The following is a 21,648-nucleotide window of genomic DNA, read 5'->3' as shown; positions in this document are numbered from 1 at the left end:
GGTGGGGATGGTGGGGATGGGCGGCAGGGTTCAGTTGTTGTGATCGACCAGCTTCTTGCAGCGGCGCGCCAGCAGTTCGCGCGAGCGCGCGCAGATTTCTTCGTTGCTGAGGTCTTCGATGTGGGTGGCAATCGACCAGACGTGGCCGAAGGGATCACGCAGGGTGCCGGAGCGGTCGCCGTAGAACTGGTTCTGCACCGGTCGCAATTGCACGGCGCCGGCGGCCATCGCCTGGCTGAAGACGGCATCGACGTCGGCCACGTAGACCAGCAGGCTTACGCCTGCGCCGCCCAGCGTCTGCGGGCTCAGGAAGCCCAGTTCGGGATGTTCGTCGGCCAGCATCACGCGGGCATCGCCGATCTGGATTTCGGCGTGCCAGACCTTGCCGTGGGGACCGTCCAGGCGCATGACTTCCACGGCGCCGAAGGCACGGCCGTAGAAAGCGATGGCCTCGGAGGAAGCCTGCACGATCAGGTAGGGAGTGACGCTGTGGTAGCCCGCCGGCAAGGCGCAGGCGGAAGGACTGGACTGGGGCAGCGTGGCTGCGTCAGGCGGGGTGGTCATGTCGTCTCCTCGGTCATCGCCGGTAGCGGCACTATAGCAGCAATGCCAGTGCGGCTACCGGGGTGTGATCACGAGACGAGCTTAAGCAAAAGTGAAGGATCAGGCAAATTCGGACAGCAGGTTGACCTGTTGCGCGAAGATCTTCGGGCTGCCGGCGATGACGTCGCCCTTGTAGAGGTAGTCGGAGTCACCCTTGAAGGTGCCCACGATACCGCCCGCTTCGGTCACCAGCAGGGAGCCGGCGGCGATGTCCCAGGGCTTCAGGCCCTTCTCGAAGAAACCGTCCAGGCGGCCGGCGGCGACATAGGCCAGGTCCAGGGCGGCAGCGCCCGGGCGGCGCAGGCCGGCGCTGTGCTCGGTCATGACCTTGAACATGGTGACGTATTCGTTCAGGCCGTCCAGGTCGCGGAAGGGGAAGCCGGTGCCGATCAGGGCGTCGGCGATCTTGTCGCGCTTGCCCACGCGGATGCGCTTTTCGTTCAGGTAGGCGCCCGCGCCCTTGGAGGCGGTGAACAGGTCGTTGCGGGTGGGGTCGTAGACTACCGCCTGGGTGATGATGCCGCGCTGTTGCAGGGCGATCGAGACGCAGTATTGCGGGAAGCCGTGGATGAAGTTGGTGGTGCCGTCCAGCGGATCGATGATCCAGACGTTTTCGTTTTCATCATGCAGGTTGTCGGAAGCACCGGACTCTTCGGCCAGGATGGCGTGGTCGGGGTAGGCGTTCTTGAGCACGTCGATGATGGCATCCTCGGCGGCCTTGTCCACTTCGGTGACGAAGTCGTTGTGCGACTTCTTGGAGACTTTCAGCAGCGACACGTCGAAGGACGCACGGTTGATGATGGTGGCGGCGCGGCGAGCTGCCTTGATCGCCGTGTTGAGCATGGGTGGGATGATCATTCCGATGGTTCCGTTAAAATTGCGGCCATCGTTGACGATGGCTGCGTTGCTCATCGTCGCCATGGCCGACGGGCCGGCCTCCCGCGTCAAGCTTGCGGAACAGCTGGCCAGGCGAAACCCGGCAGTCAAACCAGTGCGACGATGAAATTAATGAGCGTTGCGCCACCCGCGGCTGTTATGCTTGCGGGTTTGCCATGCAGTCCGGGGCGCAAATCGATCAACCTGAGCCAACCTGGGTTTGATCTGTTGCTGCAATATTGACGTTTTGCCAATATCCTATCCTGGGGCGCGAATCCCGCTATTTTAAATGAACAAGCAAGTGTCAGGACAATCTCTTTTCAGCCGTTTGCGTTTCGTTCTGGTCAATACCAGCAGTCCGGGCAATATCGGCTCGGCCGCGCGGGCCATCAAGACCATGGGCTTTTCGGAGCTGGTGCTGGTCAATCCACGCTTTCCGGACGCGGTCAAGGAAGATGAAGCCATTGCCTTCGCCAGTGGCGCCCTGGATGTGTTGCAAAATGCACGCATCGTCGGCAGCGTGGAAGAAGCGTTGCAAGGCTGCAACTTCGCCGCCGCCGTCAGCGCCCGGTTGCGCGAGTTTTCGCCGCCGGTGGTCTCCCCCCGCGAGCTGGCCGGCCAGCTGTCACGCGATACCGGGCTCAATGCCGCGCTGCTGTTCGGCAACGAGCGCTTTGGCCTGCCCAACGAGGTGGTGCAGAAGTGCCAGGCGTTGTTGAACATCCCGGCCAATCCCGACTATTCCTCGCTGAACCTGGCGCAGGCGGTGCAGGTGCTGGCCTACGAGTGCCGCATGACGGAGCTGGAAGTGCAGGGCGGGCCGATGCAGACCAGCGGCGATGCACGCGCGCCGGGCGAGGTCGGGTTCCATGGCCAGAGTGCCAGCGTGGCCGAGATCGAGGGCATGTTTGCCCACCTGGAGCAGGCCCTGGTGTCCATCGATTTCCTCAATCCCGACAATCCCAAGAAACTGATGCCGCGCTTGAAGCGCATGTTTTCGCGCGCCCAGCTGGAGGCCGAAGAGGTCAACATCCTGCGCGGCATCGCCCGCCAGATCCTGGAGCCCAAGCAGGCCAAGGCCGGCAAGTCCGGACAGAACGAACAAGGAGAAGGCTGACATGGCCAAGCTGACCCTGGACCGCATCCTGCAATCGCAGGGTTTCGGTTCGCGCAAGTATTGTCGTGAATTGATCGAGGATGGTGAAGTCTCGATCGGTGGTGAAGTGGTGGACGATTACCGGGCCACGCCCGAACCCACCGGGCTGGTACTGACCATCTTCGAGGAAGAGTGGGAATACCGCGAGCACGTCTACATCGCCATCAACAAGCCGCCCAACATCGAGTGCTCGCGCAAGCCCAGCCATCATCCGGGTGTGCTGACCTTGCTGCCGGAGCAGTTCACCTGGCGCGATGTGCAACCGGTGGGGCGGCTGGATCACGATACCACCGGGCTGTTGCTGATGTCCGACGACGGCGCCTTCATCCACGCCCAATCCTCGCCCAAGCGCCACGTCCCCAAGGTGTATGCGGCCACCACCGCCGAGCCGGTGACCCAGGCGCTGATCGACCAACTGAAGGCGGGCGTGCAACTGCACGACGAACCGGCGCCACTGGCCGCCACCCGCTGCCGCCAACTGGGCGAACACCTGCTGGAGATCGTGCTGGAGCAGGGCAAATACCATCAGGTCAAGCGCATGCTGGCTGCCGCCGGCAATCATTGCAGCGCCCTGTCCCGGGTCGCCATCGGTGGCTTGCAACTGGAGGCGCTGGGGCTGGAGGAGGGGGAGTGGACTTACCTGGATGCGCAGCAGATGGCGCTGCTGGTGCCGGATCAGGAGTGATCCCGTTCGGCGTTTGCTTCCGGCAGGCCTTGCCAAACGGATGGGGTTACGTCTAGGGCCCTAATGCTTCATCAGCTTGCGGGTGAGCGCTCGCCTTTCATGCAGTACCCGCAGCAGCTTGAGTGTTTCATCGTGTGAACGATAGAACAGCAGATAGGGGAAGCGATCGAGCGGCCACGTGCGCAGCGAGCGATCTGGCAAGAGGTGTGCGTATCGTCGGGAGCCCTTGTCGGGGTGCTGCGTGAGGCCATGCAGGCTGCGTTGAAGTTCTTCGACAAAGCGTTCCGCCAAGGCGAGGGAAACGTCAGCGTAATAGTCGGAGATATCCAGAATGTCGCGTTTCGCGACGGGACTTAGAGTCAGGCTGATGCGCACGCGAAATCGTCAGCGAGTCGTCAACGAGCTTTGGCGGGGCGTGCGTGGATACGAGCGCGAAGCTGATCCGCGAGCTCGTCGATACCGACATTGATCGCGGGGCCGGCTTCAAGGCCTTCATGGATCAAGGCCTGCAAGCGCTGTTCATTCTCGTCTTGAGGACCCGTCGCCTCCGGGGCGCGGTCGCGGGCCAGACGAGAATATTCAGGGAAAGGGCGGATAGGGGAAGGCATCTGGCGATTATAAGCGCGTTCCATCAGCGACAGTGCCGCGCCGGCTAGCTGAAGTGGCTACCCGTGCCGATTTGCTGGACATTCCCGAATAAATTCGGCCCTTTCCCGGGTAGCCTGCCTCTTTAATGGCGAACCTCTCCCGCCTCGCTAGCACCACTTACATCAGCCACGAACAGTTGCGCGCAATCCACCGCATCGAACTCATAGTGCTGCCCGCAGAAGTCGCAGTCGATGGCCAGCTTCTCCATCTGCGTCAGTGCTTCGGCGATTTCCTCCTGGCCTAGCATCTTCAGCATGTTGCCGACCTTCTCGCGCGAGCAGGAGCAGTGGAATTGCGGATGTACCGGGTCGAAGACACGGATGTTCTGTTCCCAGAACAGGCGGTGCATCAGCGTGGCGATGTCGGTGGAGAGCAATTCCTCGCGCCGCAAGGTGTCGCCCAGCATGACCATGTGGTTCCAGGCTTCCAGCTCGCCTTCAGGCTTGGCGGTGGGGGCGGCGGTGCCGCCGATGGTGGGCAGCTTCTGCAGCAGCAGGCCGCGTGAGACGTGTTCGTCGGCGGCCAGCCAGAGCTTGGTGTCCAGTTGCTCGGAACGCAGCATGTAGTTTTCGATCACGGTAGCCACGCTGTCGCCATCCAGTGGCACCACGCCCTGGTAGGCCTGCTGACCCGGCAGCTTGTCCTTGGGATCGAGGGTGATGACGAAGCGGCCATCCCCATTGGCATTGACCAGGTCGGTCAGGGTGGCGTCGTCGGCGATCTCGGTGTCGTCAGCCAGCTTGGCGGTGGCGCGCAGCTGCAGTTCGGAGTCGCACTCCACCACCAGCAGCTTGACGGGGCCATCGCCGTGAATCTGCATGACGATCATGCCATTGAACTTCAGGTTGGCCGAGAGCAGGGCGGACGCCGCCAGCATCTCGCCCAGCAGCGTACGTACCGCGACCGGATAGTCGCGGCGGGCCTGGACCTGGCGCCAGGTGTCGGAGATTTCGACCAGCTCGCCCCGCACGGGGGCGTTGTCGACCAGGAATTTTTGCAGCGTGTCTTTCATTGTTTCCTTTGCTTGGCGGCTCAGGCGATGCGCTTGAGCTTGGCCTTGAACTGTTGCGCGCGCTGGACATAGCTGTCCGTGCCGGCGTGCATGCGCGCGATATCTTCTTCACTCAACTGGCGAACCGCCTTGGCGGGGGTGCCGATGATCAGCGAGTTGTCGGGGAACTCCTTGCCCTCGGTCACCAGCGCGCCAGCGCCGACCAGGCAGTTCTTGCCGATCCTGGCGCCATTGAGCACCACCGCCTGGATGCCGATCAGCGCGCCTTCGCCGATGGTGCAGCCGTGCAGCATGGCCTGATGGCCGATGGTGACATTCTTGCCGATCACCATCGGATACCCCACATCGGTATGCAGTACGGCCCCTTCCTGCACATTGCTGTTCTCGCCGATGGTGATGAGCTCATTGTCGCCACGGATGGCCACGTTGAACCAGACGCTGGAATGCGCCTCCATCTTCACCTTCCCCACCACGGTGGATGATTCCGCCACGTAGGCGGTATCGTGGATTTCGGGGGTGTCCTGCTCCAATTGGTAGATCGCCATAATAAAATTGTCTCCTCGTTACCTGCTGGTCGGTATGTGGTGCCTTGCCTTGCGGTGAACTTGTCTTCATATGGAGACAAGTCCGGCGTCCTCAACCGCGTATTTTACCTTCCCTGAAAGTCAGTTCCTTGGATCAGTCCTCTTCCCCAGATGAAGTCTTTTCATTCACCGGCCTGCGTCGTGCCGCCCTGTCTTGCCTGAAGGAAACTCGTCCGGATATGAAGTGCGGCGCAGTGCGCAGCCTGCGGGCCGCGTGGTCGGCGGGCGAACTGCCCCTGGAGCAGGAGGATCTGGCAGCGCTGGACGAGGGCAGCGGGATCCCGGGCCGTCCGGCGCGGCCGGAACTGGTATCGCCGCTGGAGGTGAAGCATCGTTCCATGGGTACGCCCGAGGGCCGGGCGGCGCTGATCCATGCCCTGGCGCATATCGAGTTCAATGCCATCAACCTGGCGCTGGACGCGGTCTGGCGCTTTCCCGGCATGCCTCGTGATTTCTACGCAGACTGGATGCAGGTCGCCGATGAAGAGGCCTATCACTTCAGTTTGCTGGCCGACCATCTGAAGACTCTTGGCTATGCCTATGGTGATTTCACTGCCCACAATGCCTTGTGGGACATGGCGGAATCGACCAAGGGCGATGTCCTGGCGCGCATCGCGCTGGTGCCGCGTACGCTGGAAGCGCGCGGGCTGGACGCGGCACCGCCGGTACGTGCCAAGCTGGCGCAGGCCGGCGACCTGGCGGCGGCGGAGATCCTGGACATCATCATGCGCGACGAGGTGGGCCATGTGCTGATTGGCAATCGCTGGTTCAACTGGTTGTGCGAGCAGCGCCAGCTGGACCCGGTGGCTACCTTCGCGCAGTTGTGTCTGCGCCACAAGGCGCCACCCCTGCGCGGGCCGTTCAATCTGGAGGCCAGGCGGGCGGCCGGCTTTTCGGACGAGGAAATGCTGATGTTCACCGATCTTTCGCGATGATCGACGGATTTGCAAGAAATGTAAGCAATTTTCGCGACAACGGGCCGGGGCTTGCTGTTGTGCTATCGTCTTCCCCGAATTCCGACCTTTTGGAATCGATTATATGAATGAAAAGGATGACAACATGAACAAGATGTCCAAACTGTTGGCCGGCGTGGTCGTGAGCGTTGCCGCCATTTCCCTGCTGGCGGCCTGCCAGAAGAAGGAAGAGCCGGGTCCGGCCGAGGCCCTGGGCAAGAAGATCGATGGCGCCGTGCAGGACGCCGGCAAGAAGCTTGACGAGGTGACCGGTCAGGCCAAGGACCAGACCAGCGAGTCCGGTTCCAAGCTCGATGGCGCCCTGGATCAGGCCAAGGTCGAGGCCAAGGAAGCCTACGAAAAGACCAAGGAAGGCGCCAAGGACCTGGCGCAGAAGACCGGCGAAAAGATGGAGCAGGCCGGTCAGAAGCTGCAGGACGCAACCAAGAAATAAGAAGAAGCAAGAAGAAGCAGTCACGTCCTCTTGCGCACTATCAGACTACCGGTCGTTGCCCGGTGGCCATCCCGATGCCGTCCCGCCAGTGCTGGACGGCATTGTGCTTTTTGGCGGCCCTTTTCAGATGCTATTCACGGGCGTTGTGGATCAGGTCGATCACCATCTTCTGGATGGAGGGCTCCAGCGCCAGTGCGACGTGGCCGATGCCGATGACCGGGATATTCCAGGCCCCATCCAGGTGAGCTGAACTCTGCGGCGAGATGATGTTGTCGTGATGGGAGTAGATCGAGACGATGTGCGACAGGGCGTCCGCTTCTTCGGTGGCGGCGAGCTTTTGCAGCCATTCGCTGCTGCGGCCTTCTTCGTAGCGGCCCAGCCAGTTCATTTCCCCGCAATTGATGCCGATGCCGAAGTTGGCGATGGCCGTGCCATGGTGGGGCGAGCCCAGGGTGATCACGCGGGCCACGCGGTCGCAGCCGTGGTCGCGCAGGTAGGCGCGGGCGGCCAGTCCACCCATGCTGTGGGCGACGATGACGATCTTCTTCTGGCCGGTCTCGGCCAGCACGCGTTGCACGGCGGCATGCACCAGCGGCGCGTACTCGTCGATGCTGCCGAAGACCGGCTCCATGTCCAGTGCATAGTGGGTGATGTGGGCCTGGCGCAGCGCCAGGCTCATCCAGCGCCAGTAGCCGCTGTTGCAGCCATAGCCGTGGATCAGCAGGACCGGCAGCGAGGTCGTATCGGGATAGCTGAACTGGTCGAAACGCAGGAAGGGCATGGCCCAGGAGGAGCACAGCATGGTCGCGCGGAACTCCCGCAGGAACAGGGTGCCGACCTGCAGCCAGCTGATTTCCACCGGGTTGGAGGTGCGGCCGCGATACGGCCAGGTCAGGAAGAAGCTGTTGGCGGTGATCTGCGCGCGCAGCAGCAGGACGATGAGGAGGCCGCCCAGGGCGGCTGGCACGATAGGCCACTCGAAATGCCGCAGCAGGAGGTAGAACAGGATCGCAATGCCGAACTGGATGAGGAGCAGGGTTCTGGAGATGCGTGAAATCATGCGGGCTGGCGTCCGGGCGATCGGGTGGGCGGGCATGCAGGCGCATGCGGTCGCCCGAGAGCATAACAGAGCGCCACGCTGCGCTCATGTCCGCTTCATGACTTGGCGTCGGCTTGCTGCAGGGGCGCTTTCAGCGGTGGGGTGATGTCGACCAGGCGTGTGCCGGCGAGGCGGTCGTGCAGGAACTGGCCTTGCCGATCAACCCTGCTGGTCAGCGCCCAGAGAAGCAGGTTGGCCGCCGGGATCAGGACCAGCAGCCAGTGTTGTCCGCGTGCCAGCGAGGCCAGTGCCAGCCCCGGCAATATCCACAGCCAGGCCAGCAGGAAACGCAGCGTCGCGCGCCACAGCCCGACCGGCTGCCCCTGGCGATCGACCACCCTGAAGCGCCAGGTCTTCATCGCCAGGGTCTGCCCGCCGTGGGTCCAGAACCAGATGAAATAGACCGCCAGCACCAGGAACAGCCAGGCTTCGAGAGCGTGGCGCAGGTAGAGTGCGTGGCGCTGTTGCAGCAGGGTGGAGAACAGCCAGCCGGACATGAACAGCACGCCGAACAGCAGCATCGATTCATACAGCATGCTGCTGAGGCGGCGGCGCAGGGAGGGCGTGGTGAAATCCGTCATGGTCCTGGTTCGGTCCTGGTTTTGGTGTGGTGGCCGCAGGGAGGGGTGGTGATGGGGTTCGGCCACTCTCCAGATCGCGGGCATGCATGCCGCTGGCGCGGCCCGCAGATGGTAAAGCAATCGGGCCGGCTTGCCTATGCGCTGACTTGAGCCAGCGCAAGGTGGGAAAGGTGGGGGAGTAGCGACTTGCGTCGAGCGCGGAAGCGGTGGGAGGACCGAGGGAGCAGGGGGGGCGACAGAACGGCGCGAACTTGTCCGGATGATCGGACCAGGCAGAATGGCGGGCTTACTTGCTGTCAGCCGTCGTGTTCGTTGCAGCCGTCACGGCTGGCGAGGTCGCTGCGGCACTGATGGCTACCGTGGTCGGAGCCGCTGCAGTGGGTGTCAGGGCCGGTACCGGCGCGGCTTGCGAGCCTGGCACCAAGGCCGGAGCAGGTGCTGCGGCCGGGCTTGGGGCCGGGACGACAGGCAGCGGCCGATCCAGCGCCTCGGCTGGGAGCTGGATGGTGGGCGCAGCGGCCGACGGCGTGGTCGGAAGCTTGGCAACGCGGCGCGGCAGCTTGGCTTCGGCGAGCTTCTTTTTCTGCTCTTCGGACAATTGCTGGTACTTGGTCCACTGCTCGTGCTTTTCTTCCGCATCGAGCTTCTTGGCACGGGCGTAGTTGGTGCGGGCGGCGCTGCGCTGTGCCGGGGTCAGCTTGACCCAGTCGCGCATGCGTTCATGCAGGCGCTGTTGCTCTTCCGGCTTCATTTTGGCGTAACGCTTGCCGATCTCCAGCCATTTTTCCTTCTGCAGCTCGCTCATGCGCGGCCACTCGCCGGTCAGCGGTTCCAGTGCTTCGTGCTGGGCTTGCGAGAGATTGGCCCAGGCCAGCTTGCTCTCGGGCTTGCGGGCGGCGGTCTTGGTGGCGGACTTGGCGGGATGGGAGGCGCCTGCCGTGCTAGCAGCTGCTGCAGCTGCAGCCGGTGCTGTCGGTGCTGCTGCGCTGCCAGCGTTGGCCGGGCTGGCTGCAGGTGGCGATGCCGGGGCGGCGGCGGGTGCGACGGTCTGCGTGTTCTGCGCCACGGTCCAGGCGCAGCTCAATCCACCGGCCAGCACGGCCAGCGCCAGCGCGATGCGCGAAAGGCGGGCGTAGGCGTTGACGGGAGTGCCGGTGGTCTTGCGCATCGTTCTATTGTCCCTTTTCTGCCAGGAAGGCGTTGAAACCATGGTCCAGGTAAGCCGACAGCGGCAGCTCGTCGGAGAGCACGGCCGCATCGATGTCGGCCAGGTAGGAGACGCGCTTGGCGTTCTCGTGCTGATAGATGCCGGCAAAGAGGATGATGCCCACCAGCAGCGGCGCGGCCACTCCCAGGCGGTTCCACCAGGACGGGCTTTCCTGATGCAGCATGCCGCCGCCGAAGGCGCCGGCCAGCAAGGGCTGTTCCACGCGCACGGTCATGGGCGTGTGTTTCTTGCGTGCCAGCGCGACCCGGCGGGCAGCGGCCAGGCTTTGCAGGGTGTCGTCGGACAGGTTGTCCAGATTGGCGTCAAGCGCCAGCTTCACCTTGTAGGCGAATTGCATTTCCTTGTTCTTCATAATGAGATTCCTTTGGCTCTTAGGGCTTGAGCCAGCGCGTGCGTTGCGCGGGAGCAATGGGTTTTGACGCTACCTTCGGAGCAACCCATGGCGGCGGCCGTTTCCGCCACGTCCATGTCCTGCCAATAACGCATCAGGAATGCTTCCCGTTGACGCGTAGGCAGCTTTTGTATTTCGGCATCGATCAGGTTCAGGGTCTGCTCGCGCTCGACCTTGTCGGCGCTGGATTCGGCGGCTTCGGAGCCGTCTTCCGATTCCAGGCTTTCCAGGACGTCGAAGTCGTCCGGGCCGTCGCCATCGCTGTGGTTGCCGCCAAAGCTGGAGAACAGGCTCACCCAGGTGTTGCGCACCTTTTCGCGGCGGAAGAAGTCATGGATGGTGTTTTGCAGGATGCGCTGGAACAGCATCGGCAATTCGCCGACCGGTTTGTCGCCGTATTTCTCGGCCAGCTTGATCATCGCATCCTGAACGATGTCCAACGCGGCTTCGTCCTTGCGCACGGCATACACCGCCTGTTTGAAGGCGCGGCGTTCGACACTTTCAAGAAAATCGGAGAGTTCTTTGTCAGTTGCCATGCAATACGGTGTGCCGGATGGGTTGCCGGCCAACACGGGCAAAGATGTTCATGTCTGGCCAGCCGAAATGCGAAAAATGCAAGAAATCGTCAAAAAGCAGACCGAATGCTAGCAAAGTTGGCTGTCTTTGTCCTGAAGTTTATCCCCGGGCGGCGCCACAAACGCGAGTGCAGGCGATCATTTCGCCGCCATTCCACCTGAATTAGCTTGACCAAAATGATGCAACGCATTACTGTCCTGTTTCCCGCCTCCCACATCTGGGGCGTTTTTGTTCCTTGCCGGTGCTTCACATAAGGTCGTGCCGGTGCAGGAAATGCTTTATAGGTTTAAAGCTTGTTTGTTCTAACCCGTGCCACAAGCGCGAGGAATCAGTAAGAGTCGAACTTGTACCAAGGCTGAACGAGTCGCGTTGAGCGGCGTTTCAAACTCCACTACGGTTGGAGCGCAGAAACGGCGTGACCGCACAATAAAGGGATGCTGCCGGCAAGACGACGAATGCGATTCCGTCAGGAGAGAACATCCGATCAATTTCCAATGGACCTTGAAAGGAAGCAGCATGAGTGCTGAGCAACTCACCGGCGCGGATATACTCGTCCGTTGCCTGGCTGAAGAGGGTGTTGAACACGTCTTCGGCTACCCTGGTGGCGCCGTCCTCTATATCTACGACGCAATCTTCAAGCAAGACAAATTCCAGCACATCCTGGTTCGTCACGAACAGGCTGCCGTGCACGCTGCGGACGCGTATTCGCGCAGCTCGCAACGGGTCGGCGTGGCCATCGTCACCTCCGGCCCCGGTGTGACCAATGCCGTCACCGGCCTGGCCACGGCCTACATGGACTCCATCCCCATGGTGGTGATCTCCGGCCAGGTGCCGTCGACCGCCATCGGTCAGGACGCGTTCCAGGAGTGCGACACTGTCGGTATTACCCGCCCCTGCGTGAAGCACAACTTCCTCGTGAAGGATGTGAAGGACCTGGCGGAAACCGTCAAGAAGGCCTTCTATATCGCCACCACCGGCCGTCCCGGCCCCGTGCTGGTCGATATCCCGAAGGACATCACCATGCATACCTGCGCCTACGAGTATCCGAAGGCGGTGGAAATGCGTTCCTACAAGCCGGTCGACAAGGGCCACTCGGGCCAGATCCGCAAGGCACTGCAGCTGCTGCTGTCGGCCGAGCGTCCGATGATCTACACCGGTGGCGGCATCATCCTGGCCAATGCCTCGCCCGAGTTGAACAAGCTGGTCGATCGCCTGGGCTATCCCTGTACCAACACCCTGATGGGCCTGGGCGCCTATCGTTCGTCCAGCGACAAGTTCGTGGGCATGCCCGGCATGCACGGCACCTATGAAGCCAACATGGCCATGCAGCACTGCGACGTGCTCATCGCCATCGGTGCCCGTTTCGACGATCGCGTGATCGGCAATCCGAAGCACTTCGCCTCGAACGCCCGCAAGATCATTCATATCGATATCGACCCGTCGTCGATTTCCAAGCGCGTCAAGGTCGACATCCCCATCGTGGGCAACGTCAAGGACGTGCTGCAGGAAATGCTGGCCCAGCTGGATGCCGCCGAGACCCGCCAGAACGGCGCGGCGCTGGACAACTGGTGGAAGCAGATCAACGAGTGGCGCAAGCGTGATTGCCTCAAGTTCGCTACCTCGGACGAATTCATCAAGCCGCAATCCGTGGTGCAGAAGGTGTGGGAAGTGACCAAGGGTGACGCCTTCATCACCTCCGACGTCGGCCAGCACCAGATGTGGGCCGCGCAATACTACGGCTTCGACAAGCCGCGTCGCTGGATCAACTCCGGTGGCCTGGGCACCATGGGCGTAGGCCTGCCGTACGCCATGGGCGTGCAGATGGCCAACCCCGATGCGACCGTGGCCTGCATCACCGGCGAAGCCTCGATCCAGATGTGCATCCAGGAGCTGGCGACCTGCAAGCAGTATCACCTGACCCCCAAGATCATCCTGTTGAATAACCGCTTCCTGGGCATGGTGCGCCAGTGGCAGCAGATCGACTACGGTTCCCGCTATTCGGAGTCCTACATGGATTCGCTGCCGGACTTCAACAAGCTGGCGGAGTCCTACGGCCACGTCGGCATGAAAATCGAGAAACCGGGCGATGTCGACGGCGCGCTGCGCGAAGCCTTCGCCATGAAAGACAGGCTGGTCTTCATGAACTTCATCACGGATCAAACCGAGAACGTCTGGCCCATGGTCAAGGCGGGCAAGGGTTTGACTGAAATGTTGCTGGGTTCGGAGGATCTCTAATCATGCGCCATATCATTTCTGTGCTGCTGGAAAACGAAGCCGGCGCTTTGTCCCGTGTCGTGGGTCTGTTCTCCGCACGCGGCTACAACATCGAAACGCTCACCGTTGCACCCACCGAAGACCCGACCCTGTCACGCATGACCATCGTGACCTCCGGTTCGGACGATGTGATCGAACAGATCACCAAACACCTGAACCGCCTGATCGAGGTGGTGAAGGTCGTCGATCTGACGGAAGGCGCGCACATCGAGCGCGAACTGATGCTGATCAAGGTGCGCGCAGTGGGCAAGGAACGGGAAGAGATGAAGCGTACTGCGGATATCTTCCGTGGCCGCATCATCGATGTCACCGAGAAGACCTACACGATCGAGCTGACCGGCGCCAAGAGCAAGCTGGACGCCTTCATCGACGCCCTGGACCGCACTGCGATCCTGGAAACGGTCCGTACCGGCGGCTCCGGCATCGGTCGCGGCGAACGGATCCTGAAGATCTGATCGACCGCGCCAGGCAGTACCCATCACACATACATACATTCAATTCGAGCTATTCGGAATATAGGAAAAATCATGAAAGTTTTCTACGACAAAGACGCAGACCTGTCCCTGATCAAGAACAAGAACGTGACCATCATCGGTTACGGTTCGCAAGGTCACGCCCACGCGCTGAACCTGAAGGATTCGGGCGTGAAGGTCACCGTTGGCCTGCGCAAGGGCGGCGCTTCCTGGTCCAAGGCCGAGAAGGCCGGCCTGAAGGTCGCTGAAGTGAACGACGCCGTCAAGGACGCCGACGTCATCATGATCCTGCTGCCCGACGAAAACATCGGCCAGGTCTATGCCGAAAACGTCGCACCGTTCGCCAAGCAAGGCGCCACCGTCGCCTTCGCCCACGGCTTCAACATCCACTATGGCCAAGTCGTGCCGCGCGCTGACCTGGACATCATCATGATCGCCCCCAAGGCCCCTGGCCACACCGTGCGTTCGACCTACAGCCAGGGTGGCGGCGTGCCGCACCTGATCGCCGTGCACCAGGACAAGTCCGGCAGCGCCCGTGACCTGGCCCTGTCGTACGCCACCGCCAACGGCGGCGGCCGTGCCGGCATCATCGAAACCAACTTCCGCGAAGAAACCGAAACCGACCTGTTCGGCGAACAGGCCGTGCTGTGCGGCGGTACCGTGGAACTGATCAAGGCCGGTTTCGAAACCCTGGTGGAAGCCGGCTACGCGCCGGAAATGGCCTACTTCGAGTGCCTGCACGAACTGAAGCTGATCGTCGACCTGATCTATGAAGGCGGCATCGCCAACATGAACTACTCGATCTCCAACAACGCCGAATACGGCGAGTACGTGACCGGCCCGCGCGTGATCAACGCCGAGAGCAAGGCTGCGATGAAGAAGGTGCTGGAAGACATCCAGACCGGCGAGTACGCCAAGAGCTTCATCCTGGAAAACAAGGCCGGTGCGCCGACCCTGATGTCGCGTCGTCGCATCAACGCCGAACACCAGATCGAAATCGTGGGCGAGAAGCTGCGCGCCATGATGCCCTGGATCAAGGCCAACAAGCTGGTCGATCAAAGCAAGAACTGATCTGCCACTTGCGCAGAAAAACGCCACGGTTCGCCGTGGCGTTTTTTTTCGCCCCTGCACCCCTGCACATCGATGTGGATGACGGGGGCGCGAGCTGAAGGGCCGTGTCGTTACCGCTTGTTGCATTTGCCCAAGAACCAAGCGGATGGGCAGTCGTCGAAGTGCTGGGTGAATGACTTGAACATGAAGTTATCATCACCCGTCCACGACCAAGAATAAAGAGGATCCCCTATGACACCTTCCCGCAAACTGATGTTGGGCGCCGCTTTGGCGACCGCTTGCCTGGCATCGCAGGTCCAGGCGCAGACTCCGGCGCAAGCCCAGGGCAGCATGCCGGCTGCCGTCGCCACCACCGGTACCATGGTAGTGGTTCCCGCCAATGGCGAGATCAGCGTACCCAATGACCAGGCCCGCGTGACCCTGCAGGTTGAAGAGCAAGACAAGGACAAGGCCACCGCTGCCTCCCGCGTGAACCAGAAGATGAAGCAGGGCATCGAGCTGTTGAAGCGCCAGGACCCGCAAGCCACGCTCAAGAGCTACGGCTACTACACCTATGCGGTCTATGCCGAGCCGCCCCAGGTCACGCCCCAGCAACCGCGTCAGCCGGCCAAGGCCCGCGCAGTGGTAGGCTGGCGCGTCGGCCAGTACCTGGAGATGACCACCGAGAACCTGAGCGCACTGCCCAAAACTGTGGCGTCGGCACAGAGCCTGTTGAACCTGAACGGCCTGCAGTTCGGGCTGAGCCCGGCGGCGGCCCGCAAGCTCGATGCGGCCCTGGTCAATGCCACCTATCGCAACCTGGAAGAGCGCGTCGGCTTCATCGCCAACGCCATGCATCGCGCTCCGTCGGATGCCGTGATCGAGACAGTCGACTTCGAAGGCTCGGGCAACTATGCGGCACCGGCCGCCGCCCCCATGGCCAAGGCCGCCATGATGCGTTCGGACATGGTGCAGGAAAACGCCAGCGTGGCCGAACCCAGCTTCGAGCCGGGCGAATCCACCGTCAACATGCGTCTGGTCGGCAAGGTGCGTTTCAAGTAGGCAGGACCGGTGTCAAGAACTGTCAGCCTGCACGGGCTGACAGGGGAGGGAGGCTATAATCGGCCTCCCTTTCCGTTTTAAGGATCCACATGCGGAACATCGCCAAGCTCATCCTTCCCGTCGCGGCCGTCCTGCTGGCCGGTAGCGCCCATGCCGACATCTGTGCCGACCTGCGGGCCATGCAGCAGCAGGCCCCCTCACATTTCGACGGCTGGAAGAAGGATGGTCAGGACTCGGTCGTCAAGGGCGACAAACGTGGCCCCGTCTACCTGTCCAATTTCATGCTCGATGGAGCCGAGGTCTGCACCATCTCCAGCAACTCCTCCGTCTATTCCTGCGTCTGGCGCCTGGCCTCGCCGGCTGATCTGGGGCGCGCCTACCAGCGCATGGTCAATGACATCAAGGCCTGTGCGCCGCTGGGCAAGGAACCTGCCGGCATCATCGCCGACGAACCTCAGCAGCGCAGCCAGGGTGACCTGCGCCAGGTCACCGAGGTGACCGGTTTCGACTATGCCGACGTCGAAGCGACCGTGCTGGTCGGCCAGATGCAGTTGACCGGACCGAAAGGTCTGGCGCGCAATGAACTGAAGTTCAGCTTCTCGCATCCCCAGCCCCGCTAGCGGCCGCTCGTCTGTACGGCCGCTACCGCCCCTCCCGGGTCGACAGCCACCGCCGGAGTCGACCTGCCCCGCGGGCGGATTGGCCAAACCTCTCCCAGACCGTCAAATAGCGCCCGCCAAGCGCCCCGGGCGGCGCATTTCGTTGCATTTAACGGGCGCTGGACTAGAATAGGCACGCTTTTACTTTTGAACTTTCCGCGAGCACTGCGCGATCATTGGAGCAACATTGAACAATAACCACTATCCCCACCCCATTATCGCCCGCGAAGGCTGGCCCTTCCTGACCATCGCCGTGGTCGTGGCACTGCTGGCCACCTATTTCTGCGGCGCCTGGTCCTTCCCGCTGTGGATCATCGCGCTGTTCGTGCTGCAGTTCTTCCGCGATCCGCCGCGCGTGATCCCGCAGGCCGCCAATGCGGTGCTGTCGCCGGCCGATGGCCGTATCGTGGTGGTGGCCCGTGCCCATGATCCCTATACCGACCGTGAAGCCCTGAAGATCAGCGTCTTCATGAACGTCTTCAACGTCCACTCCAACCGTTCCCCGGTGGATGGCAAGATCGAGAAGGTGCAATACTTCCCCGGCAAGTTCGTCAATGCCGACCTCGACAAGGCTTCGCTGGAAAACGAACGCAATGCCCTGGCCATCACCACCACCAGCGGCCAGAGCGTGACCTGCGTGCAAGTGGCCGGCCTGATCGCCCGCCGCATCCTCTGCTACGTCAAGGCCGGTGACACCCTGGCCCGTGGCCAGCGCTACGGTTTCATCCGCTTCGGCTCGCGGGTGGACGTGTACCTGCCGCTGACCGCTATCCCCAAGGTCAGCGTGGGTGAAAAGGTTTCCGCGACCGAAACCATTCTGGCCGAACTCTGATCACACCTGCATAGCCTGCACCCGCCGCCGTATGGATGAGGCGGGTGGTTTTCTGCATAACCTCTACTGGACATCGATGCCAACACTAAGACGACGCAAGGCCAAGGCCGGCATTCCCTTCCCGAAATCCCTGCGCAAGCCCAAGGCGGCGCAACTGGACGAATCCGGGCAGGTGGTGGTGCGGCGCCGGTCGCGCGGGATCTACCTGTTGCCCAATGCCTTCACCACGGCCGCGCTGTTCTGCGGTTTCTACGCCATCGTGATGGCGATGAACCTCAAGTTCGACTATGCCGCCATCGCCATCTTCGTGGCCATGGTGCTGGACAGCCTGGACGGCCGGGTCGCCCGCATGACCAATACCCAGAGCGAGTTCGGCGCCCAGTACGACAGCCTGTCCGACATGGTCTCATTCGGTGCCGCGCCGGCGCTGGTGGTCTATGAATGGTCGCTGCGCGGCATGGGCAAGCTGGGCTGGCTGGCGGCCTTCGTCTATTGCGCTGGCGGCGCGCTGCGGCTGGCACGCTTCAACACCAATATCGCGGTGGTCGACAAGCGCTATTTCCAGGGCTTGCCCAGCCCGGCCGCAGCGGCGCTGGTGGCCGGTTTCGTCTGGCTCATGGATGACCTGCGCTTTGCCGGTACCGACCTCAGCTGGTATGGCTGGGTGATCACCCTGTACGCCGGCATCACCATGGTGACCAATGTGCCGTTCTACAGCTTCAAGGACGTCAATTTCCGCAAGCCGGTGCCCTTCATCGCGGCACTGCTGGTGGTGGTGGCGCTGGTGCTCATTTCCAGCGATCCGTCCAAGGTCTTGTTCGGCCTGTTCGTGCTGTACGGCCTGTCCGGCTATGGCGTCTATCTCTGGCGCCGTCTCAAGGGCCGCCCGGTCAGCATCGTGCAGACCAAGGATGAGCACGGGGACGAGCCCCATTGAGTCGCCCGGGTCATGGCCCTTCATGGTCATGGCCATGCCAGCAACGCAGACACCCGGCCCCGTGCCGGGTGTTTTGCTTCCGGGCCAGTGCGATTTTTGGCGGTCGCCTTCACATCCGGCAAGTTTTTGCTAAACTGCGTTCAGCGCTTTATATATTTCTTCACAGTTCGCAATCGCGACATGAATGAAAATAGATCATGGCAATCGATACCACACTGACATCGCTGGGCAGTCTGAACTCCTACGGTCTTCCCGCAGAGAGTGGCGCCAGCAATCCGGTCAAGGCCAGCGACAATCCGGCAGCGGTGGCGCAGGCCATCGAATTGTCGACCGATGCCTCGGTGATCGTCAGCCTGGGCGGCGCGGGCGCAGGCAGTGGCCAGGGGCAGAATGCCCTGACCTACAATGCTGCCGGCCTGTTTGATGCCATCGTCAGCGCCGGTTCGGCCGACAATACCTCCCCAGACCTGACCCAGAACCAGGCCAGCCAGTCCTATTACCAGGGCATCCTCGCCAGCATCACGACCCCGCCGACGACCTCCGGCATCTATGACGGCAACGGGCAATTCAGTGGCAATGGTGGCCTGACATCCGATCTGTCGTCGCTGCTCAAGTCCGATCCCGGCCTCACCAGCACCATCGTTGGCGACCTGATCAATCAGGGCATCGTCGGCGGTCTCATTTCCACCACCGCCTGAGCGCTCACGCGCTTGCTCCCGCTATCAGCCTGGCCAGTTGCTCGCGCAGGGCGGCATCGTGCTGGCTGCGTTCGCTGATGCGGTGATCGACGCCGGGCAGGTCGATGATGCGGCAGTCCGCCGCCGTGGCGTGTTGCCGCACCAGCTCCGCCACCTCGGCGGGAATCACGGCATCCTCGCTGGCCCGCACCAGCGTGATGCGTCCCCGGTAGTGCGAGATCATCTCCAGTACCTCGGCCTCGCGCCAACTGCCGGGGCGGCGCAGGGCTGTGCTGAATGCCGGTCCGAAGGGCAGGGCAAAGGCCGCGCCATCATAGATGGCACCCACCAGCGTGACCACGTGGGTGATCTGGTTGTCGGGTCGGGAGGCCAGGCGCAGGGCGATTTCCCCGCTCATGCTCACGCCCACCACAGTGCGTGGACCGACGGTGCAGCGCTCCAGCGCCGCCTGGGCTTCAGCCAGCCGTTTGGAAAGGGAATTGGGATGCACGGCGCTGCTGGCGCCGTGGCCGGAAAAATCGATGGCCGCGCTGGCGCATCCCAGCCGGGCCAGGGTCTGGCGTAGCGGCCACTGGCGCTGCCGGTGGCCTTGCCCGGCACCATGCAGCACCAGGGTATGGACGGCCTGGCCGTCCGCGGCACGGATGAGGTCGGCCGCCAGTGTTTCGGCGCCGACGGCCAGGGCCAGTTCTTCCTGCCGCAGGCCGTCAGCGAGCTGGAGGGTGGCTGGGGTGGTGGCGGTGGTGGCTTCAGTCGCCGGGATGGCGCCGTTCCAGGCTGGGGCTGCTGGCATAGAAGTGGCGTTTGGCTTCATACATCAAGGCATCGGCACGTTGCACCACGTGCTCCAGGCGCTCACCCGGGGTGGCGGTGGCCGCGCCCATGGACAGGCTCAGCGTCACGCCGGAGTAATACTGGTTGTTGATCTCCACCAGCTTCTGGATCTGGTCCATCAGCAACTGGCAGCCGCGCTCGTCGGTAGCCGGCAGCAGGATGGCGAATTCGTCGCCGCCGGTGCGCGCCACGCTGCCCGGACGTTCGACCGCCTTGCCCAGCACTTCGCCCACCCGGCGCAGCAGACCGTCGCCGGTGGCATGGCCGAGCTCGTCGTTGACTTCCTTCAGGCCGTTCAGGTCGGCCACGATCACGCTGACCGGGAAGGGGCCCTTGCGCTCCAGGCGGTTCAGTTCATCGACCATGTAGGCGCGGTTGTGCAGCTTGGTCAGCTCATCGTGCTTGCCCAGGAATTCCAGGTAGGCCTCGGCCTTCTTGCGGGCGGTGATGTCGGTCAGCGCCACCAGCACCAGATCCCAGTTGTCTTCGTGACCGGGGAAGACGGAAAACTGCAGATGCACGTGCAGCGTATCGCCATTGAGCGCGTAATTGACCACTTCGCGGTGGTGCAGCAGGTTGCCGTTCCACAGCTCGATGAGCTGCTCATTGAAGTGCGGCCGCATGTCATCGCGGAACACGTCCGACAGGCGCGAGAGCAGGGTGGCCTTGTCCGGCGCGCCGAACATGGACAGCGTCTGCAGGTTGACGTCGATGACGCGGATTTCCTGCATGCAGCGTTCCACGAATTCGGGGTGGACGTCGGTGAAGGTGCGGAAATCGGTGATGCCGATGCGGTGCAGGTCGTCGAAGAGCCGCTTGACGGCGCTGAAGTCCTCCACCCACAGCGAAATGGGCGAATACTCGAACAGCCCGCGCGCATAGTTTTCGCTGCGCGAGAGTTTCTTGCGGGCGGTTTCGCGTTCGGTGACGTTCTCGATGGCCAGCAGCACGTAGTCCCAGCTCTCTTCGCTCCCCGGCATGATGCGACCGGACAGCTGGATATCCAGCCGCCTGCCGCCCAGGGTGTAGTTGACGGTATAGCTGGAGAAGGTCGAACCGCCGTTCCAGAGCTGCACCATTTCGTCGATGAAGGTGTCGATCATGTCATCCCGGAACACCTTGTCCAGGTTCGCCACCAGATGTGCCAGGTCACGTGCCTCGTACCATTCCAGGGTACGGCGGTTGACGTCGACCACCTTGATCTGCATGGCGCAGGCCTGCGCCCGCGACGTGTCCTGGGTCAGGTAGCTGCGCAGGTCGGTGACACCCTCGGCGCGCCATTGGTCGAACAGGCGCTTGAGGCCGCTGTAATCCTCTTTCCATAAGGAAACCGGAGTCAGGTCGAAGGTGTCTTTTTCGGAAAGCGCCGGGATAGCGGCCGGCGCAGGGCTTGCTGGAGGCTGATCGTTCTGCATAACACTTCATCTTTTGCTGATGCTGAAGTGTAATGGTTTGCATGCTCTCCTGCACATCTTCGGTCGCCGTTTGCGTAAATTCACGCCATTGTTTGCGCTATTACCGTGAAAACTGCGGATTTGACGGTGATTTTGTTGATTGAAAGTTAATCATTCAAATCCACCGTGTCCACCGCATCCACCGCCTCCACTGCGCCACTTCGGCCCGCACCTCTGCGGTCAGCGCGCCCGGCTCGGGAGCAGCACGTTGCGCCAATCGCCCAGCCGTCGCAAGAGCTTGGCCCAGGGGGCGTACCAGGGCGGCTGCGGCGTGGCCAGGCACAGCAATTCGCCGCCTTGCGGCGCCAGGATGCCGACCCAGCCCTCGCGCTCCAGTACCAGGCACTCACCGTCCTCCAGACGGGTCTGGCGGCTGACCAGGCGATCCAGCTGCCAGTACGTCGCTTCGGTGATGCGCAACAGCGGCGCCTGGCACAGTAGCTGGCTGCCGGCCGGCAGCCACAGTTGCAGATGTTGCCCGCAGCCCAGTTGCAGTCTCCGGGGCGTAGGCTGGGCGGCGGGCAACATC

At 62.4% G+C, this 21,648-nt stretch carries 26 protein-coding genes; 12 read left to right on the top strand and 14 right to left on the bottom strand.

Going from position 1 to position 21,648, the window contains the following annotated elements; translation table 11 throughout:
- Positions 1-30 precede the first annotated feature (30 nt).
- Both HBH1_RS24480 and HBH1_RS24475 read right to left on the bottom strand, forming a co-directional pair.
- Positions 31-564, bottom strand: a complete 534-nt coding sequence (locus HBH1_RS24480; protein ID WP_102664725.1) for a VOC family protein — start codon at positions 562-564, stop codon at positions 31-33.
- Positions 565-663: 99 nt separating this feature from the next.
- Positions 664-1,461, bottom strand: a complete 798-nt coding sequence (locus tag HBH1_RS24475; RefSeq protein ID WP_006712869.1) for an inositol monophosphatase family protein — start codon at positions 1,459-1,461, stop codon at positions 664-666.
- 307 nt (positions 1,462-1,768) lie between these two features.
- Here HBH1_RS24475 and HBH1_RS24465 point away from each other — a divergent pair, with 307 nt between their 5' ends.
- Positions 1,769-2,596, top strand: a complete 828-nt coding sequence (locus tag HBH1_RS24465) for an RNA methyltransferase (protein WP_102664724.1) — start codon at positions 1,769-1,771, stop codon at positions 2,594-2,596.
- A gap of 1 nt (position 2,597) precedes the next feature.
- Positions 2,598-3,320: a pseudouridine synthase gene (locus HBH1_RS24460; RefSeq protein ID WP_102664723.1), complete on the top strand. Its 723-nt coding sequence runs from the start codon at positions 2,598-2,600 to the stop codon at positions 3,318-3,320.
- Between the two features lie 60 nt (positions 3,321-3,380).
- Here HBH1_RS24460 and HBH1_RS24455 read toward each other — a convergent pair whose 3' ends face one another.
- The 4 genes from HBH1_RS24455 to HBH1_RS24440 form a co-directional block, all read right to left on the bottom strand.
- On the bottom strand, positions 3,381-3,695 hold the full coding sequence (locus tag HBH1_RS24455) for a type II toxin-antitoxin system RelE/ParE family toxin (protein ID WP_077238209.1): 315 nt from the start codon (positions 3,693-3,695) through the stop codon (positions 3,381-3,383).
- Between the two features lie 20 nt (positions 3,696-3,715).
- The gene (locus tag HBH1_RS24450) at positions 3,716-3,952 is read right to left on the bottom strand and encodes a hypothetical protein (RefSeq protein ID WP_146012898.1); all 237 of its coding nucleotides are present in this window, start codon (positions 3,950-3,952) and stop codon (positions 3,716-3,718) included.
- Positions 3,953-4,050: 98 nt separating this feature from the next.
- On the bottom strand, positions 4,051-4,980 hold the full coding sequence (hslO, locus tag HBH1_RS24445) for an Hsp33 family molecular chaperone HslO (RefSeq protein ID WP_102664721.1): 930 nt from the start codon (positions 4,978-4,980) through the stop codon (positions 4,051-4,053).
- Between the two features lie 20 nt (positions 4,981-5,000).
- Entirely contained in the window at positions 5,001-5,525 is a 525-nt protein-coding gene (locus HBH1_RS24440) for a gamma carbonic anhydrase family protein (protein WP_006712877.1), read from the bottom strand.
- A 128-nt stretch (positions 5,526-5,653) separates the two neighbouring features.
- Here HBH1_RS24440 and HBH1_RS24435 point away from each other — a divergent pair, with 128 nt between their 5' ends.
- Both HBH1_RS24435 and HBH1_RS24430 read left to right on the top strand, forming a co-directional pair.
- On the top strand, positions 5,654-6,499 hold the full coding sequence (locus tag HBH1_RS24435; protein WP_102664720.1) for a ferritin-like domain-containing protein: 846 nt from the start codon (positions 5,654-5,656) through the stop codon (positions 6,497-6,499).
- A gap of 124 nt (positions 6,500-6,623) precedes the next feature.
- Entirely contained in the window at positions 6,624-6,971 is a 348-nt protein-coding gene (locus HBH1_RS24430) for a hypothetical protein (RefSeq protein ID WP_039876428.1), read from the top strand.
- Between the two features lie 130 nt (positions 6,972-7,101).
- Here the strand turns inward: HBH1_RS24430 and HBH1_RS24425 are convergent, their stop codons facing one another.
- The 5 genes from HBH1_RS24425 to HBH1_RS24405 all read right to left on the bottom strand — a co-directional run bounded on the left by HBH1_RS24425 (position 7,102) and on the right by HBH1_RS24405 (position 10,806).
- Positions 7,102-8,031, bottom strand: coding sequence for an alpha/beta fold hydrolase (locus tag HBH1_RS24425; protein WP_102664719.1), 930 nt, complete (start codon positions 8,029-8,031; stop codon positions 7,102-7,104).
- 95 nt (positions 8,032-8,126) lie between these two features.
- Positions 8,127-8,651: an RDD family protein gene (locus tag HBH1_RS24420; protein WP_102664718.1), complete on the bottom strand. Its 525-nt coding sequence runs from the start codon at positions 8,649-8,651 to the stop codon at positions 8,127-8,129.
- Between the two features lie 286 nt (positions 8,652-8,937).
- A complete protein-coding gene (locus HBH1_RS24415) occupies positions 8,938-9,819 on the bottom strand; it encodes a DUF3106 domain-containing protein (RefSeq protein WP_102664717.1) in 882 nt (293 codons plus the stop codon).
- A 4-nt stretch (positions 9,820-9,823) separates the two neighbouring features.
- Positions 9,824-10,231, bottom strand: coding sequence for a DUF3619 family protein (locus HBH1_RS24410; RefSeq protein WP_102664716.1), 408 nt, complete (start codon positions 10,229-10,231; stop codon positions 9,824-9,826).
- Positions 10,228-10,806 (bottom strand): RNA polymerase sigma factor, encoded by a 579-nt coding sequence (locus HBH1_RS24405; protein WP_006712884.1) that lies wholly within the window; start codon positions 10,804-10,806, stop codon positions 10,228-10,230. Before HBH1_RS24405 ends, HBH1_RS24410 begins: the two co-directional genes overlap by 4 nt.
- A 556-nt stretch (positions 10,807-11,362) precedes the next feature.
- On the opposite strand from HBH1_RS24405, the gene HBH1_RS24400 reads away from it, so the two are divergent.
- The 8 genes from HBH1_RS24400 (at position 11,363) to HBH1_RS24365 (ending at position 18,831) form a co-directional block, all read left to right on the top strand.
- Positions 11,363-13,081, top strand: a complete 1,719-nt coding sequence (locus HBH1_RS24400; protein ID WP_077238202.1) for an acetolactate synthase 3 catalytic subunit — start codon at positions 11,363-11,365, stop codon at positions 13,079-13,081.
- 2 nt (positions 13,082-13,083) lie between these two features.
- The gene (gene ilvN / locus HBH1_RS24395) at positions 13,084-13,575 is read left to right on the top strand and encodes an acetolactate synthase small subunit (RefSeq protein ID WP_006712888.1); all 492 of its coding nucleotides are present in this window, start codon (positions 13,084-13,086) and stop codon (positions 13,573-13,575) included.
- A 72-nt stretch (positions 13,576-13,647) separates the two neighbouring features.
- Positions 13,648-14,664, top strand: coding sequence for a ketol-acid reductoisomerase (gene ilvC / locus HBH1_RS24390; RefSeq protein WP_006712890.1), 1,017 nt, complete (start codon positions 13,648-13,650; stop codon positions 14,662-14,664).
- Between the two features lie 231 nt (positions 14,665-14,895).
- Complete coding sequence (locus tag HBH1_RS24385) at positions 14,896-15,705, top strand: SIMPL domain-containing protein (protein WP_102664715.1); 810 nt, start codon at positions 14,896-14,898, stop codon at positions 15,703-15,705.
- Between the two features lie 89 nt (positions 15,706-15,794).
- The gene (locus HBH1_RS24380; protein WP_006712893.1) at positions 15,795-16,325 is read left to right on the top strand and encodes a hypothetical protein; all 531 of its coding nucleotides are present in this window, start codon (positions 15,795-15,797) and stop codon (positions 16,323-16,325) included.
- Between the two features lie 226 nt (positions 16,326-16,551).
- Complete coding sequence (locus HBH1_RS24375) at positions 16,552-17,196, top strand: phosphatidylserine decarboxylase (protein WP_102664714.1); 645 nt, start codon at positions 16,552-16,554, stop codon at positions 17,194-17,196.
- Positions 17,197-17,272: 76 nt separating this feature from the next.
- Positions 17,273-18,133, top strand: coding sequence for a CDP-diacylglycerol--serine O-phosphatidyltransferase (pssA, locus tag HBH1_RS24370; protein WP_006712897.1), 861 nt, complete (start codon positions 17,273-17,275; stop codon positions 18,131-18,133).
- Between the two features lie 197 nt (positions 18,134-18,330).
- Positions 18,331-18,831 (top strand): hypothetical protein, encoded by a 501-nt coding sequence (locus HBH1_RS24365; RefSeq protein WP_102664713.1) that lies wholly within the window; start codon positions 18,331-18,333, stop codon positions 18,829-18,831.
- A gap of 4 nt (positions 18,832-18,835) precedes the next feature.
- Here HBH1_RS24365 and HBH1_RS24360 read toward each other — a convergent pair whose 3' ends face one another.
- From HBH1_RS24360 to HBH1_RS24350, 3 genes are all read right to left on the bottom strand, one after another.
- Positions 18,836-19,624 (bottom strand): alpha/beta hydrolase, encoded by a 789-nt coding sequence (locus tag HBH1_RS24360; protein WP_233207698.1) that lies wholly within the window; start codon positions 19,622-19,624, stop codon positions 18,836-18,838.
- A complete protein-coding gene (locus tag HBH1_RS24355) occupies positions 19,581-21,080 on the bottom strand; it encodes a sensor domain-containing diguanylate cyclase (RefSeq protein ID WP_102664712.1) in 1,500 nt (499 codons plus the stop codon). The genes HBH1_RS24360 and HBH1_RS24355 overlap by 44 nt, the downstream gene beginning before the upstream one ends.
- A 219-nt stretch (positions 21,081-21,299) precedes the next feature.
- Positions 21,300-21,647, bottom strand: coding sequence for a hypothetical protein (locus HBH1_RS24350; protein WP_102664711.1), 348 nt, complete (start codon positions 21,645-21,647; stop codon positions 21,300-21,302).
- Position 21,648 lies beyond the last annotated feature (1 nt).

The sequence above is a fragment of the Herbaspirillum sp. BH-1 genome, assembly GCF_002870055.1.
GTDB lineage: Bacteria > Pseudomonadota > Gammaproteobacteria > Burkholderiales > Burkholderiaceae_D > Herbaspirillum > Herbaspirillum frisingense.
Note: the sequence above shows the minus strand (reverse complement) of the source record. Positions and strands in the feature narration are given on the sequence as shown.

Bases quoted from the DNA above. Each gene is read 5' to 3' on its own strand.
- HBH1_RS24425 (WP_102664719.1), bottom strand. From the start codon at position 8,031: ATGATTTCACGCATCTCCAGAACCCTGCTCCTCATCCAGTTCGGCATT.
- pssA (WP_006712897.1), top strand. From the start codon at position 17,273: ATGCCAACACTAAGACGACGCAAGGCCAAGGCCGGCATTCCCTTCCCG.
- HBH1_RS24405 (WP_006712884.1), bottom strand. From the start codon at position 10,806: ATGGCAACTGACAAAGAACTCTCCGATTTTCTTGAAAGTGTCGAACGC.
- HBH1_RS24365 (WP_102664713.1), top strand. From the start codon at position 18,331: ATGGCAATCGATACCACACTGACATCGCTGGGCAGTCTGAACTCCTAC.
- HBH1_RS24400 (WP_077238202.1), top strand. From the start codon at position 11,363: ATGAGTGCTGAGCAACTCACCGGCGCGGATATACTCGTCCGTTGCCTG.
- HBH1_RS24410 (WP_102664716.1), bottom strand. From the start codon at position 10,231: ATGAAGAACAAGGAAATGCAATTCGCCTACAAGGTGAAGCTGGCGCTT.
- HBH1_RS24355 (WP_102664712.1), bottom strand. From the start codon at position 21,080: ATGCAGAACGATCAGCCTCCAGCAAGCCCTGCGCCGGCCGCTATCCCG.
- HBH1_RS24360 (WP_233207698.1), bottom strand. From the start codon at position 19,624: ATGCCAGCAGCCCCAGCCTGGAACGGCGCCATCCCGGCGACTGAAGCC.
- HBH1_RS24420 (WP_102664718.1), bottom strand. From the start codon at position 8,651: ATGACGGATTTCACCACGCCCTCCCTGCGCCGCCGCCTCAGCAGCATG.
- hslO (WP_102664721.1), bottom strand. From the start codon at position 4,980: ATGAAAGACACGCTGCAAAAATTCCTGGTCGACAACGCCCCCGTGCGG.
- HBH1_RS24465 (WP_102664724.1), top strand. From the start codon at position 1,769: ATGAACAAGCAAGTGTCAGGACAATCTCTTTTCAGCCGTTTGCGTTTC.
- HBH1_RS24480 (WP_102664725.1), bottom strand. From the start codon at position 564: ATGACCACCCCGCCTGACGCAGCCACGCTGCCCCAGTCCAGTCCTTCC.
- HBH1_RS24475 (WP_006712869.1), bottom strand. From the start codon at position 1,461: ATGATCATCCCACCCATGCTCAACACGGCGATCAAGGCAGCTCGCCGC.
- HBH1_RS24460 (WP_102664723.1), top strand. From the start codon at position 2,598: ATGGCCAAGCTGACCCTGGACCGCATCCTGCAATCGCAGGGTTTCGGT.
- HBH1_RS24415 (WP_102664717.1), bottom strand. From the start codon at position 9,819: ATGCGCAAGACCACCGGCACTCCCGTCAACGCCTACGCCCGCCTTTCG.
- HBH1_RS24450 (WP_146012898.1), bottom strand. From the start codon at position 3,952: ATGGAACGCGCTTATAATCGCCAGATGCCTTCCCCTATCCGCCCTTTC.
- ilvC (WP_006712890.1), top strand. From the start codon at position 13,648: ATGAAAGTTTTCTACGACAAAGACGCAGACCTGTCCCTGATCAAGAAC.
- ilvN (WP_006712888.1), top strand. From the start codon at position 13,084: ATGCGCCATATCATTTCTGTGCTGCTGGAAAACGAAGCCGGCGCTTTG.
- HBH1_RS24430 (WP_039876428.1), top strand. From the start codon at position 6,624: ATGAACAAGATGTCCAAACTGTTGGCCGGCGTGGTCGTGAGCGTTGCC.
- HBH1_RS24440 (WP_006712877.1), bottom strand. From the start codon at position 5,525: ATGGCGATCTACCAATTGGAGCAGGACACCCCCGAAATCCACGATACC.
- HBH1_RS24350 (WP_102664711.1), bottom strand. From the start codon at position 21,647: ATGTTGCCCGCCGCCCAGCCTACGCCCCGGAGACTGCAACTGGGCTGC.
- HBH1_RS24380 (WP_006712893.1), top strand. From the start codon at position 15,795: ATGCGGAACATCGCCAAGCTCATCCTTCCCGTCGCGGCCGTCCTGCTG.
- HBH1_RS24385 (WP_102664715.1), top strand. From the start codon at position 14,896: ATGACACCTTCCCGCAAACTGATGTTGGGCGCCGCTTTGGCGACCGCT.